Source organism: Gilliamella sp. G0441 (assembly GCF_050589305.1).
GTDB lineage: Bacteria > Pseudomonadota > Gammaproteobacteria > Enterobacterales > Orbaceae > Gilliamella.
Genome location: NZ_JBNRJF010000004.1, coordinates 15,885 through 31,112, shown reverse-complemented (window position 1 = coordinate 31,112; position 15,228 = coordinate 15,885). Strand labels below are relative to the sequence as shown.

Below are 15,228 nucleotides of genomic sequence, written 5' to 3'. Positions count from 1 at the left end.
AATAAAGTCAATTTGTTTTTGAAAATTAGCCTGAACACTTAAATACCCAGCCAAACAGACCGTCGCCAATTCAGCGACGGAAAGCGAATTACCAATCTAACTGTATCAAAAAATCACGTAATTTGACAAAATCATCAGGCATATTATGTGAAAGTAACGGCATATCTGCACGCTCAGCTAATGCTTTAGGTAATGGAATGGTTCGCCCCAAAATATCTTCAACCACTTCTTTGAATTTTGCAGGGTGTGCAGTACCTAAAAATAATCCATATTCACCGGTTTGCAGTTGGTCACGAAGCGCACGATAAGCAATAGCGCCATGCGGTTCAGATAAATAACCTTTTTTATCCAATTCACAAACAGCTTGTTTAGAAACTTCATCGGAAATAGCGGCATGTCCAAGTGTTTTTAAAACCCAACCTTCACGGTGATAAATTTCTTCTATACGTGGCCAGTTATTAGGTTGGCTCACATCCATTGCATTAGATAGCGTGGCAATAGTAGGATGAGGCTCCCATTTCCCCGTCTCTAAATAACGAGGAACGGTATCATTAGCATTAGTCGCGGCTATAAAGCGTTTGATCGGTAATCCCATCGTCTTAGCTAATAATCCGGCAGTTAAGTCACCAAAATTACCACTTGGCACCGAAATGACCAACTGTTCTCGTTGCTTTGGCGTGAGCTGGGCATAAGCTTCAAAATAGTAACAAATTTGGGCGAGTAACCGGCTAATATTAATTGAATTTGCTGAATTTAAACCAATTACTGTCTTTAACTCTTCATCATCAAAGGCTTTTTTAACCAGAGCTTGGCAGGCATCAAAATCACTTTGAATAGCAATAGTATGAATATTATCGCCCAATGTACAAAAGAGTTTTTCTTGTAGTGGGCTGATTTTTCCTTGTGGATATAAAATTACCACCCGAATATTAGGTAGATGATAGAAAGCATGGGCAACCGCAGCACCAGTATCACCCGACGTCGCCGTTAAAATAGTGATTTTATCATCGGCAGCAACTTGAACTAATGCTTGCGCCATAAAGCGCCCACCAAAATCTTTAAAAGCAAGTGTTGGCCCGTGATATAACTCTAAAGTACCAATATCATTTTCAACTGCTTTGACTGGCGCAGGAAATTGAAAGGCATTATTAACTAAACGTTGCATATCTTGATGACTGATTTCATCGCCAATAAATGCGGATAAGATTTTGGCACTTCGCGTGACAAAATCGAGTTTTAATAGCGATTCAATTTCGTTTGCAGAAAATTTTGGCAATTTTTCAGGAAAAAAAAGCCCCTGGTTTCGTCCTAATCCTTGCTTAACAGCCTGAGCAAAGCTAACTTGCTGAGCGTGATCTTTTAAATTATACAATTTCATGATATTTTCCGATAATCTTTATGCTTTAATTGGTTACACTTTTTGACAACCTTTTTAGCGGTTAGTCAGTCATAATTCAGAATAGATTTAAGTTTACCTCACGGTTCAAAAATGGATAAACTTAAATTACTCTTGCCCCTTGTTGATCAATTTTACAAATATGCGTAAACCCATCACTATTTTGTAAATAGCGACTTTTAAGAAGTATTTCGATTTGCTGCGCAGTCTCTAATTTATCCGCAATAACAAACATGGTTGGTCCAGAACCTGAAATGCCTGAAGCTAACGCACCAAGTTGTTTTACACGTTGCTGTGTTTCATCAAAGTTTGGTAACAACTGTTTGCGATAAGGTTCAGCAATATTATCGATCAGCATGGCAGCAGCTAATTTAGATTGCTTGGTATAACAGGCATGCACAAAGCCGCCTACATAACGACCATGAGCGACACAATCTGATTTTTGATATTGTGCAGGTAAAATAGCCCGTGCTTCAGCCGTTGAGACTTTGATCCCCGGATAAGCCATAACCCAATACCAATCTTCAAAATGAGGAATAGATTCACTGATTATGCCCATTTCATCCAGAATCAGTTGCATGCCACCTAAATAGCAAGGCGCAACGTTATCATAATGCACACTACCCGAAATTCGTCCTTCCAGTTCACCCATCATTTTAAGCATTTCAATTTGATTAAAAGGTTGACCAAAATACTCATTTAAGGCGACAAACGCCCCCACGACTGAACACGCACTTGAACCTAAACCAGAACCAATAGGCATATTTTTTTCAAGTGTGATACTCACCGGTAACGTTTTACCCATTGCTTTACAAAAACGCTGCCAACATTGATAAACAATGTTGTATTTAGGGTCTCGTGGCAATTTTTTAACAAACTGCCCTTTACTAACCAGTTTAAATTCAGTTGATGATTCAACAGTGATACAATCACCCAGCATCGTTCCACTTATTGGGCTAATTGCTGCACCTAAAATATCAAATCCCACGCTGATATTCGCCATTGATGCAGGAGCATATACTGTTATGGATTGATGTGTCATTTAACCTCCGATTTTTCCTGATGTTGTACGCAAAATATCGGCAAACACACCCGCTGCAGTGACATCATTACCTGCACCATAACCTCGCAAGACTAATGGGATTGGCTGATAGTAGCGAGTATAAAATGCTAATGCATTTTCACCATTTTTAACTTTATAAAGTGGGTCTTCACTATCGACGGCTTCAATTTTAACACTACATTGTCCGCCCTCAATGCTGCCTACATAACGCAATACTTTCCCCTCTTGTATCGCTTTTTCGGATTTTGCTTTAAATTCAGCATCCAGTTGCGGTAATTTTGTCATAAACTCTTCGATACTTCCTTGCGCATATTCTTTGGGTAACACCGATTCCACTTTTATCTGATCTAACTCAAGTTGTAATCCTGCTTCACGGGCTAAGATTAATAGCTTTCGAGCAACATCTGTCCCTGATAAATCATCTCTTGGATCAGGTTCAGTAAAGCCTTTCTCTTTTGCTAGCTTCGTCGCCTCTGATAACGACATGCCTTCATCGAGTTTACCGAAAATAAAAGAAAGCGAACCCGACAAAATACCCGAAAATTTAATGAGTTCATCACCAGCATTGAGTAAATTTTGTAGATTTTCAATAACGGGTAACCCTGCCCCCACATTGGTATCATATTGGAACTTACGTTTACTTTTTTCAGCTTCTTGTCGTAAACGTAAATAATAAGCCATTGAACTGGTATTCGCTTTCTTATTAGGGGTAACCACATGGAAACCATTGGCTAAAAAGTCTGCATATTTATCAGCCACTTCACTACTAGAAGTACAATCAACCAAAATTGGATTGAGAAGACGATTATTTTTAGCAAATTCAATGATGCTTTCTAAGGTATAAGGAATGTCAGATTGTTTAATCTGTTCTCGCCAATTTTTTAGATCAATGCCATCACGATTTAATAAACTGTGTTTAGAATTAAACAGACCGCAGACCCGCAGATCAATCTGTTTATTTTTAAGCCATCTTTGTTGGCGTCCTATCTGATCAACCAGTGCTCCCCCTACACCACCAACACCAACGACAAAGACATCTAACATTTTGTCGGTGCCAAATAGCATTTGATGAGTAACACGCACACCCATTACGGCGACATCATTATCCACAACGACCGAAATTGAGCGTTCAGATGATCCTTGAGCAATAGCCACAATATTAATATTGGCTCGCGCCAAAGCAGTAAAGAAATTAGCTGATAGACCTCGTAGCGTGCGCATACCATCACCAACCACCGAGATAATAGCAAGCTTATCAATTACTTCAATCGGCTCCAGTAATCCATCTTTTAATTCTAAATAAAATTCATCATTTAATGCTTCTTGAGCTCGATATAATTCTGTTTGAGGAATACAAAAGCTAATACTATATTCTGATGAAGATTGCGTAATGAGTACTACCGAAATACCGGCATAAGACATGGCAGCAAAGACCCGTGCCGACATGCCGACCATCCCTTTCAAACCAGGGCCAGATACATTAATCATAGCCATGTTATTGAGATTAGTTATGCCTTTTACTGGTGTTGTTGAGTCAACGACATTGGCACCGATCAATGTTCCCGGCGCATCAGGATTATTGGTATTTTTGATAAGACAAGGTATTTGGAACTGAGCAATAGGTAAAATAGTTCGTGGATGAAGCACTTTGGCACCAAAATAAGATAGCTCCATGGCTTCTTGATAAGACATAGTCTTGAGTAATTTCGCATCCGGTACAATACGAGGATCACAAGTATAAACACCATCGACATCCGTCCAAATCTCGCAACAACTAGCTTGCAAACAAGCCGCTAACACGGAAGCGGAATAGTCAGAGCCATTACGCCCAAGCACAACGAGTTCCCCTTTATCATTTCCGGCGGTAAAACCAGGCATCAATATTATATGGTCTTCAGGGATGTGCATATCACTAATTCGATGTGTGGATTGAGCAATATCAACCGTTGATTCCAAGTAGTCACCTTCTGCAATTAACATTGCCACTGGATCAATAACCGTGACTAAATGCCCTTTTGCTTTAAGCAGTGCTTGCATAATGGCAATAGAGAGTTTTTCACCTCGACAAATGATAGAAGCATTGATGCTATCGGGGCATTGTCCTAATAAACGAATACCTTCAAGTAGCTGTTTGATATGATTTAACTCATTTAATGCAAAATGTTTCATGGCTTCGTAAGCAAAATTTGGTTGTGCTTTTGAAAGACCTTCTAACAAATCCGCAAAGATTTTTTCCGCTTCATAAAGGTTATTTTTAATATCTTGCCCATCAACCGTTTTCTCAACCATCGCTACTAAATGGTTAGTGATTTTTGCCGGCGCCGATAATACTGTCGCTGTTTGCTCTTGTTTAGCATTATTCTCAATAATTTCTGCTACTCGCAAAAAACGTTCTGCATTAGCGACAGATGTTCCTCCAAATTTTAATACTTTCATATCACACCCACCCTTACTATCCTAAGTTATGTCATTAACCATCCAAAATACCATTGAGCCAAAACGTCTGATAAAAACTCATTGCAGTTAAATAAGATTTTTTTTCTTATCTTGACTGAAGTCGTTTCATTTTATAAGAAATTTTGAACCTCATATCTTCAATACAAAATAAAAACCCGCCTTTTTTGGCGGGTTTTCTTATATTTTTTAGAAAAATATCAACCCGCCCTAGATCGCATAATGGTGCCTAAGGTGATAATAATGCCTGTGATTGTCATTATTATGTTCATGATATTCCCTACTCTGTTTTTATTGCTATACAAAATAAAACAGCCCGACATTTTCATGTCGGGCTGCTATATCAAAATACTTTTTTGCTATTTTCGTATTCATTGACCACTTTGTTCAATGCTTGATATATGCTTTGTGCATCTTGTTTTTTCAATGCTTCATCAAGTATATTTAAATACGATAACATCAATTTTTGATTATCTTCGGCAAACTGGGGTGATACTTCCTGATCTTCATACAACATGACATAAGTTCGCGCAAACCCAAAAATCAAAAAATACACAGCAGCATTTTTTGGATCGTCTTGAATTAATGAGCGCATAGCTTTACGCAGTTTGACATAACTATCTGTGCCCGGCAAACTTGTCGCAAATGTTTTTGTTACTTCAGAGAAAGTCATTGCCATAAACCTTAATCAAAATTATAGGATAAAAGAATAGCAATCCATTAGCTTAAGTGCAAGTCTATTTTGTTTACTAAACTTAATTTTTTACTATTCTAAAAAACAATTAATTTATTTTGTTTTTACTCTTTAAATACTGATAATCCTGCTTGAGCTTGAGCCACAGGCATAATTTCAATCGAAGTCACATTAAAATGTGGTGGTGTATTGACTAACCATGAAATGGTATTGGCAATATCGTCAGGTGTAATATAATCCACACCTTTATAAACAGCAGCGGCTTGTTCATTGTTACCATGAAATCGCACATTCGAAAATTCAGTTCCACCACATAATCCCGGTTCAATATTGGTCACTCTAATTTTTTTACCCAGTAGATCTGTTCGTAAATTGGCACTAAATTGTTTTACAAAGGCTTTAGATGCACCATACACATTGCCACCTTTATAGGCATAACTCCCCGCAACGGATCCAAGATTAATAATATAACCAAAATTACGCTCAACCATTCCCGGTAAGATTTGATGAGTTAAATGCACTAAGCCAATAATATTTGTTTCAATCATGGTTTCCCAATCGTCATAATTAGCTTGATAGGCAGGTTCGAGCCCTAACGCCAAGCCGGCATTATTAATGAGGATATCAATGGGTTGAAATTCTTTAGGAAGTTGTAACAATAGGGATTCTACCGCATCTTTTTTGGTCACATCTAAAACCAATGGTAAAAAATTGCACCCCAGTTCGCTGGCAAGACTTTTTAATTTATCTTCTCGCCTAGCAGTTCCGATAACTTTGTAACCATCAGCAATTAACTTACGACACGTTGCTTGACCAAAACCTGAAGATGCCCCTGTCACTAATGCAATATTCATCGTAAATCTCCTTATTGATTAATTTAGACCTTTGAGTATAGCCCTGAAAACGTCAACATGCCTTATCAAAAAAAAGGCAAAGTAGCCATCTTACACTCATCTAACTTATGAAATAAGAATCGATAGCATGTTTTACAGTAACGTGTAAAGAATAAAAAACCCGCTATTTAAGCGGGTTGATCGTTAAGTTTTTCTTTCGCGACTTGTTCAGCGGGCTCTTCATCTTTTAATGGAACAATCAAAGTATCAATATGTGTATTATTAATAAGTTGACGAGCGGAAGACATTAATTTACTCCAGAAATCTTGGTGATGACCACATACAACAAGATCGACGTTGAATTCATGAATAGCTTCAATCAATACCTGACCAAACTCCCCATTGCCTGATAATGTATGAGCAATAGGATAACCGGCATCATCAGCTAATTTATTTAAAGCAATATGGGCATCCTCGGTAATTTTATCCTTCATATCATTCATATTAATATCAACTAAACCTGTGTAAAGATCAGAATAATTAATACCAACATGAATCAATGAGACTTGAGCATTATAAGGTCTTGCCATCGATACCGCTTTTTCAACAAGCACTTCACTTTCAGGTGATAAATCCACTGCGACTAATATATGTTTATAAGCCATTGTTCTTTACTCCTTTCTTTTTTGGCGCTCAGATTAAAAGTAAAATTAATATCTTCTTTTTTACTACTAAATTAATTTTTGAGCAAGCCAAAAAAGTGATCCAGATAGCAAAATTGAAATTGGCAATGTTAAAATCCAAGTTAATGCAATATTTTTTATCGTTTTGCTTTGTACCCCACCACCATCAACGATCATGGTACCGGCAACCGATGAAGAAAGAACTTGTGTTGTTGATACAGGCATTCCTGTATAACTGGCGATACCAATTGATAATGCGGTTGTAATTTGCGCTGACACACCTTGTGCATAAGTCATCCCTTTTTTACCAATCTTTTCACCAATGGTGATTGCAACACGTCGCCAACCAATCATGGTGCCTAATGCCAGTGCTGAAGCAACAGCAATAATAATCCAAACAGGTGCATACTCAACGGTTTTGAGTAAATCATTATTTAAAGATTTTAGATATTGTTTATCTTCGGTAGAAACATTAGGTTGTTTTGCAACATGCGATACAGTATCGGATAAACAAAGTAAAATACGTCTTGCTTGTGAACGTTGATCGACCGTTAATGCTTCATAATCATTAAGTTTATTAAATAATGAATTAGCAATACCTATCGTCATAAACGAACGAGAGTAGTCGCAGTGATATTGATTAATATCGGTTGTAGGAATTGTCGAATCGATAACGGGTTGATGACCAATTACGCTGGTTAAATCTTTTTGATGTGAAACAAAATACTCTTCAATATTGTGAATTGCATTACGCGTATTGGTAATGTCATAAGTAGATGCACTCATATTCACAATAAAGCCTGCTGGTGCAATTCCCATTAAAACTAACATTAACAAACCAATGCCTTTTTGCCCATCATTCGCACCATGTGAAAAGCTAACACCTGCTGCTGATATAATTAACATGATACGGATCCAAAAAGGGGGTTTCTTCTTACCATAGAGCTTTTCGCGCTGTTCTGGCGTCATAAAAATACGTTCTCTTTTTTTACTGCTTTTTTTACTTTGACCTTTACGAGTCCAGTATTTACGCAATAAAAATATCATTAAACCGGCAATGATTAGCCCTACAAGTGGGGAAACAATCAATGACAGGAAGATTTGAATCATTTTAGGAATATTGAGTGCTTCAATAATTGAAGTATCCATGATAAATGCGTTAGCAAGTGCAACCCCAATAATTGAACCAATTAAGGTGTGCGAACTTGATGCAGGAATACCGACATACCATGTCCCTAAATTCCAAATAATGGCAGCAAATAAAATTGAAAAGACCATTGCCAGTCCATGCGCTGAACTAACATTGAGTAATAAATCGGTTGGTAAAAGGTGAACGATTGCGTAAGCAACACTTAACCCACCCAGAAGCACACCAAAAAAATTAAACACGCCAGCCATAAAAACAGCGAGTTGTTCTTTCAATGCTCTTGTATAAATGACAGTTGCCACAGCATTAGCTGTGTCATGAAATCCATTAATTGCTTCGTAAAAAAGGACAAAAAGCAATGCAAAGACTAATAATATAATTGTTGAAAATTCTAAATCAGCAAATAGATGAAACATAATATATCTTTCTGTAGTTAATGGCGGCTCTATTATCCTTGAGAATAAGGCAATGAGCAAAATAATTTTTATATTTTTCGCTTCGCATAACGAGCGGCTAAAAAGGCACAAATCATCAATTGAATTTGGTGAAAAATCATTAAAGGTAAAATCATTATTCCCATAATCGAGATAGGAAAAATCACACTTGCCATGGGAATACCACTAGCAAGACTCTTTTTTGACCCACAAAATACAATCGTGATTTCATCTTCTTTATTAAACCCTAATAATCTTGCACTATAGGTAGTAAACAATAATACAAGAATTAATAATAAAATAGAAAAAAAGATAACACTCAATAGTGATAACACGCCAACTTGTGACCAAATTCCATTTACAACCGCATCACTAAATGCCACATAAACCACTAAAAGGATAGATAAACGATCGGTTTTAGAAATAATATTTTTATATTTGTCGACCCATTTGCCAATATAGCGTCTGGATAAATGACCAATAATAAAAGGTAACATTAACTTGAGCATAATTGAGCTAATGGCATCCATGATATTCATTGATGCAACAGCCTGTGTATGCATCAATAAACCAACTAATACAGGCGTGATAAAGACACCTAATAACGTCGAGGCTGAAGCACTACAAATAGCCGCTGCAACATTACCTTTTGCAATTGAAGTAAAAGCTATGGCGGACTGAACGGTGGCAGGTAGAACGCAAAGATAGACAAACCCTAAATATAGATTTTCAGAGAGAAACGTTGGCACCAATAATTGCATCATGACGCCAAAAATCGGAAAAACCACAAAAGTGGTGATAAAAATCAGCAAATGTAACCGCCAATTTTTAATGCCAATAACGATTGCTTGAAAAGAGAGCTTTGCGCCATGCATAAAAAACAGTAGACCAATAGCAAAGGTGGTGAGGTATTCGAAAGCAGTTTTAGTTTCACCTTTACAAGGAAACACGCTAGCAGTAAGTACAACGCAAATCAGAATTAATAAAAACGGATCTATTTTAAGACGTTGTAATATATTCATAGTTATCAAGTTAAAAAGTTAAAAAAAATCGCCACAATTGTGGCGATATAGTTACAAATAAAAAAGACTATTCTAAAAAGCTACGTAACACGTCTGAACGGCTAGGATGACGCAATTTACGCAGTGCTTTGGCTTCAATTTGACGAATACGTTCACGTGTTACATCAAATTGTTTACCAACTTCTTCAAGCGTATGATCGGTATTCATATCAATACCAAACCGCATACGTAATACTTTTGCTTCACGAGGGGTTAACCCAGAAAGAATATCACGTGTTGCGCTACGTAAACTTTCTGATGTTGCCGCATCTAATGGTTGCTCGAGAGCCGTATCCTCGATAAAGTCCCCTAAATGTGAATCTTCATCATCACCGACTGGGGTTTCCATTGAGATTGGTTCTTTGGCAATCTTCAGTACTTTACGTATTTTGTCTTCAGGCATTTGCATACGCTCTGACAACTCTTCTGGCGTTGGTTCACGACCGATTTCTTGTAACATTTGACGTGAAATACGATTCAATTTATTAATCGTTTCAATCATATGTACTGGAATACGGATAGTTCTTGCCTGATCCGCAATCGAACGAGTAATCGCTTGTCTGATCCACCAAGTTGCATAGGTTGAAAATTTATAACCTCGACGATATTCAAACTTATCAACTGCTTTCATCAAACCAATATTACCTTCTTGGATAAGATCTAAGAACTGTAAACCACGGTTTGTATATTTTTTAGCAATCGAGATTACTAAACGCAAGTTTGCTTCTACCATCTCTTTCTTGGCACGACGAGCTTTCGCCTCACCGATAGACATACGACGGTTAATATCTTTAATCTGCTCGATAGAAAGATTGGTTTCAGCTTCGATTTTTTTCAATGCTTCAATTTGCTCTGCAACTTGATCCTCAAACGCATTTAAGTTGGCAGCAAAAGCACCTTTCGCATTTGACGCTTTCGTATACCAGCTCATATTGTTTTCATTACCAGTAAAATACGTCATAAATTGTTTTTTCGGCATTTTACATTGTTCAACGCAGATCTTCATAATGACACGTTCATGTGCTCTTACGCGATCCATCATGCTTCGCATATTGTTGACAAGAATATCAAACTGCTTACCGACTAAACGGAATTGTTTGAAAATTTCAGATAAATTTTCGATCTCTTTTTGCGCTTTTTTATGAGCTCGTCCGTATTTTTTGATCGCTTCTGATGTTTTATCGTGTTGCTCTTTTAATTCAGCAAATTTAGCACGTGCAACTTCAGGATCGATAGAGACATCATCATCTGCTGAAGAATCGCCATCTTCGTCTTCACTTTCTTCATCACTGTCATCAAGATCGATGTCTGTTTCAGTTTCTTCTAAATCTTCAGGAAGTGCGTCAGCCGATCCTTCCGCATTAGGATCAACAAAACCAGTGATTAGATCAGATAATCGGACTTCACCACTTTCGGTTAAATTATATTGTTCTAAAAGATAAGTAATTGCTTCTGGATATTCTGATACCGATGTTTGAACTTGGTTAATACCATCTTCAATACGTTTGGCTATATCAATTTCGCCTTCACGTGTAAGCAGTTCTACTGCGCCCATTTCACGCATGTACATACGGACGGGATCTGTTGTTCTACCTATTTCTGACTCAACATTAGATAATACCAATGCAGTTGCTGCTTCAACGGCTTCTTCATCAGGGACATTATCTGAAAGTAATAAATCATCAGAATCTGGGGCTTCTTCAAGAACTTGAATCCCCATGTCATTAATCATTTGGATTATATCTTCAATCTGATCTGAATCAATAATCTCTTCTGGCAAGTGATCGTTGACATCAGCATAGGTTAAATATCCTAGCTCCTTACCTCGAATGATTAGGAGTTTTAGCTGTGATTGAGAATTTTGCTCCATAAAGGTATCCACATTAAGTTATTTGGTCATATATATTATATATGTAAGAAGAATAAAAATTCTGTTCTACATATACCCAATATTTAGTCTTTTTTCGATAAAACAAGTATTAGTGTCGCTAATTCTTTTTTCTCTGCGGTACTTAAGCCGGAGACTCTCTCTTTTGCGATCAGTTCATCTTGCCGTTGGGCGAGTATATTATCATATAACTCTTTTAACGTATGCGAAAAAATTGACTCTATTTGATTGTCTTGATAATGGTGCTCCCATGTTGCTAAACGGTTTAATTGTTTATAAAACGGTTTATTGATGTATTCAGTTAAAATCTGTGCAGTAGTTATATTTGGGTAATGTTGGCATAATTCAAGTAGTTCGATAAAAAATTCGATACCCGCCATTTTTACCTGACTAACCGCCTGAATATCGGTAACTTGCTTAGCAAGATAAGGATACTGTATTAATAAGCCGATCAAAATACGCATTGTAGTTAGTTTTACCTGTGATACAGGTGTATTGACTACAGTTTTTTCATTGCCTTTCGCTCGACTTGTCCGCAACAATTGTTCTAATTGAGACACATCTAGTAATCCCAAATATTTACCTAATTGTTGCAATAAATTTAAACGAAATGCCTTTGCTTTTACTTGATCAAGCAGTGGTAAAGCAAGTGAACTTAATTTTGCTTTTCCTTCTGGCGTTTTTAGATCAACTTGTTTTAAAAGCTCATCGAATAAAAATTTAGATAAATTCGGCGCAGTTTGCAAATAGGACTCGAATCCGTCTTTACCTATTTTTCGAACCAAGCTATCCGGATCTTCATCCTGAGGTAAAAAAGCAAAAGTTATTTCTTTACCGTCAATCAAGCAAGGTAATAAGACATTAAGTGCTCGCCAAGCTGCACTACGCCCGGCGTTATCACCGTCATAACAAAATATGACAGAATCTGTTGCTCTAAATAACAGTTTAATATGCTCTTCAGATGTTGCAGTACCAAGTGCCGCAACGGCATAATCAAGACCAAATTGGGCAAGCGATACGACATCCATATATCCTTCAACCACCATCAGTTGTTTAGGATTACGATTGACTTCTTGCGCTTCATAAAGTCCATACAACTGAAACCCTTTATGGAAAATAGAGGTTTCGGGGGAATTAATATATTTCGCATTATCATTAATAATCGTTCGCCCACCAAACGCAATCACATTACCTTGTCTGTCACGAATCGGGAACATAATTCGACCACGAAAGCGATCATATTGGTTACCATTATCATTCGTGACTAACATACCAGCTTGATTGTAAAGCTCGGCTTCTGTTTTGGTTTTGACCACATTTTGCAAAGTTAATCGCCATTCATTTGGCGCAAAACCAATTTTATACCGATTAATAATTTCGGCATTTAATCCACGTTGCTCAAGGTATTGATTAGCGGTGGTTGACGTTGGCAGTGCTAATTGTTGTTGGTAAAAATGGGTTATTTTAGCCATCAACTCATACAAATCACGGCGAACATTACGAGATTCAATATGTTTGGATCGATCTATTTGATTATTTTCGCTATCAACATAAGGAACACGAATCCCTTGCATACTAGCTAATTCTTCGATAGCTTCTGGAAATGATAAGCGTTCATATTGCATCAAGAAAGTGACGACAGAACCCGTCGCACCACAGCCAAAGCAATAATAGATCTGTTTTTTTTCGTTAAGCGAAAAAGAAGCGGTTTTTTCATCATGAAAAGGACAACAACCAAAATAGTTATTTCCTTGTTTTTTCATTTTAACGCGTTTGCTGATCACATCAAGAATGCTGGATCGAGCGATGAGTTCTAAAATAAAATCGCGAGGAATTTGACCTTTCATAATGAATATTCAACCAATATTGGCATTTTAGAAAGACAACAAGCCGTATCTTACGTACGGCTTGCTAGAATTCTTTATATTAAAAATAGCAAACTGATTCTTATATCAATTTAAATTTTAATTATAAATTATCGCAAAAATATTAATATAAACGAGTGCGACGAGCGTTTTCTCTTTCTAACTTTTTAGCATGACGTTTAACCGCTGCTGCTTTAGCTCGTTTACGAATTGTTGTTGGTTTTTCATAAAATTCACGGTTACGAACTTCAGCTAAAACTCCTGCTTTTTCGCAAGAACGTTTAAAACGACGTAATGCTACATCGAAAGGTTCATTTTCACGTACTTTAATTACTGGCATGTGCCTCTCACCTCAAAATTGGTTAATATCACAAAGGACTAAAAATTAGTGCGCAATTTTACCTCTAATCAATATATGTTGTAAAGTAAAAATTTGATTTATTCTGGTACAGCAAATTAATTTGCTAAACAGCTTTGAGCATCAGATAATTACACCAATTTTAATAAAAAAAGAATAAGCAGGAGCTTGTATGTCGCCATTTATCACAGGTCAATATCCTAAACGCCGACTGCGACGTAATCGTGCGCAAGATTTTAGTCGCCGTCTAGTTGCAGAAAATAGTTTAAGTGTTAATGACCTTATATATCCCGTTTTCATTATTGAAGGAAAAAATATTACCCAACCTGTTAAATCTATGCCAGATGTGAACAGAATGAGTATTGATGTATTATTAAAGGAAGCTGAACAAATTGTTAAATTGGGAATACCCGTTTTATCTCTGTTTCCTGCCATCGAAGCTGAAAAAAAATCGCTTCTTGCAGAAGAGGCTTATAATGAAAATGGTTTAGTTCCCAAAGCCGTACGTGCATTAAAAAAAGAATTTCCTGATCTTGGCATATTAACCGACGTGGCACTTGATCCTTATACGACGCATGGACAAGACGGTATTATCAATGAACAAGGTTATGTTCTAAATGATGTTTCTGTCGAAACACTTGTTAAACAAGCCTTAATGCAAGCTCATGCTGGTGTTGATATTATCGCACCAAGCGATATGATGGATGGACGCATTGGTGCAATTCGTGACGAACTTGAAGCCCAAGGATTTCATAATACGCAAATTATGGCTTATTCCGCAAAATATGCTTCTAGTTTTTATGGCCCTTTCCGTGATGCGGTCGGCTCAGCTAAAAATATAAAAGGAGGTAACAAAAAAACTTATCAACTTGACCCTGCGAATAGCGATGAAGCATTACAAGAAATTTATCAAGATTTAAGTGAAGGTGCTGATATGGTCATGGTAAAACCTGGTATGCCTTATCTTGATATTATTCGCCGAGTAAAAGACACCTTTGCTGTTCCAACCTTTGCTTATCAAGTATCAGGGGAATATGCCATGTTAAAGGCAGCAATTGAAAATAATTGGTTAGATGAAAAATCAGCAATTATGGAATCATTACTCTGCTTTAAACGAGCCGGAGCTGATGGCATATTAAGCTATTTTTCCAAACAAGTCGCCGAATGGTTAAATAACACTTAACAAAATTATTTTTTTTACCTGCTATAAAATCGACATTTTTACCTGAAATGTCGATTTTTTTTTCACTTATCATTAATTTTTTAATAAAAAATTGATGTAAATTTGTCTTTAAAAGTAAGTATTTTCCTCAAAATTTAAATCATAAATTTGTTATCAAAATAACTATTTT

12 protein-coding genes are annotated in these 15,228 nt (G+C 36.8%); 1 reads left to right on the top strand and 11 read right to left on the bottom strand.

What is annotated here, in order from left to right:
* Window positions 1-88 precede the first annotated feature (88 nt).
* From thrC to rpsU, 11 genes are all read right to left on the bottom strand, one after another.
* A complete protein-coding gene (thrC, locus tag ACKJXD_RS04870) occupies window positions 89-1,378 on the bottom strand; it encodes a threonine synthase (protein ID WP_430875691.1) in 1,290 nt (429 codons plus the stop codon).
* Window positions 1,379-1,499: 121 nt separating this feature from the next.
* Complete coding sequence (gene thrB / locus ACKJXD_RS04865) at window positions 1,500-2,438, bottom strand: homoserine kinase (RefSeq protein WP_220216570.1); 939 nt, start codon at window positions 2,436-2,438, stop codon at window positions 1,500-1,502.
* Window positions 2,439-4,895: a bifunctional aspartate kinase/homoserine dehydrogenase I gene (gene thrA / locus ACKJXD_RS04860; RefSeq protein ID WP_430875690.1), complete on the bottom strand. Its 2,457-nt coding sequence runs from the start codon at window positions 4,893-4,895 to the stop codon at window positions 2,439-2,441.
* A gap of 361 nt (window positions 4,896-5,256) precedes the next feature.
* Window positions 5,257-5,586: a hypothetical protein gene (locus ACKJXD_RS04855; RefSeq protein ID WP_065558914.1), complete on the bottom strand. Its 330-nt coding sequence runs from the start codon at window positions 5,584-5,586 to the stop codon at window positions 5,257-5,259.
* Window positions 5,587-5,711: 125 nt separating this feature from the next.
* A complete protein-coding gene (locus tag ACKJXD_RS04850; RefSeq protein WP_220216568.1) occupies window positions 5,712-6,461 on the bottom strand; it encodes an SDR family oxidoreductase in 750 nt (249 codons plus the stop codon).
* A gap of 167 nt (window positions 6,462-6,628) precedes the next feature.
* A complete protein-coding gene (gene uspA, locus ACKJXD_RS04845) occupies window positions 6,629-7,105 on the bottom strand; it encodes a universal stress protein UspA (RefSeq protein WP_267361406.1) in 477 nt (158 codons plus the stop codon).
* A gap of 66 nt (window positions 7,106-7,171) precedes the next feature.
* Complete coding sequence (gene pitA / locus ACKJXD_RS04840; RefSeq protein ID WP_220216566.1) at window positions 7,172-8,686, bottom strand: inorganic phosphate transporter PitA; 1,515 nt, start codon at window positions 8,684-8,686, stop codon at window positions 7,172-7,174.
* A gap of 68 nt (window positions 8,687-8,754) precedes the next feature.
* Complete coding sequence (locus ACKJXD_RS04835) at window positions 8,755-9,726, bottom strand: bile acid:sodium symporter family protein (RefSeq protein WP_430875689.1); 972 nt, start codon at window positions 9,724-9,726, stop codon at window positions 8,755-8,757.
* Window positions 9,727-9,793: 67 nt separating this feature from the next.
* Window positions 9,794-11,635 carry an RNA polymerase sigma factor RpoD gene (rpoD, locus tag ACKJXD_RS04830; protein WP_220216564.1) on the bottom strand — a complete coding sequence of 614 codons (1,842 nt, stop codon included), beginning with the start codon at window positions 11,633-11,635 and terminating at the stop codon, window positions 9,794-9,796.
* An 83-nt stretch (window positions 11,636-11,718) separates the two neighbouring features.
* Window positions 11,719-13,500 carry a DNA primase gene (gene dnaG / locus ACKJXD_RS04825; RefSeq protein WP_430875688.1) on the bottom strand — a complete coding sequence of 594 codons (1,782 nt, stop codon included), beginning with the start codon at window positions 13,498-13,500 and terminating at the stop codon, window positions 11,719-11,721.
* 142 nt (window positions 13,501-13,642) lie between these two features.
* Window positions 13,643-13,858, bottom strand: coding sequence for a 30S ribosomal protein S21 (gene rpsU, locus ACKJXD_RS04820; RefSeq protein WP_034882800.1), 216 nt, complete (start codon window positions 13,856-13,858; stop codon window positions 13,643-13,645).
* 190 nt (window positions 13,859-14,048) lie between these two features.
* Here rpsU and hemB point away from each other — a divergent pair, with 190 nt between their 5' ends.
* Complete coding sequence (gene hemB, locus ACKJXD_RS04815) at window positions 14,049-15,059, top strand: porphobilinogen synthase (protein WP_220216562.1); 1,011 nt, start codon at window positions 14,049-14,051, stop codon at window positions 15,057-15,059.
* The last annotated feature ends 169 nt before the right edge of the window (window positions 15,060-15,228 follow it).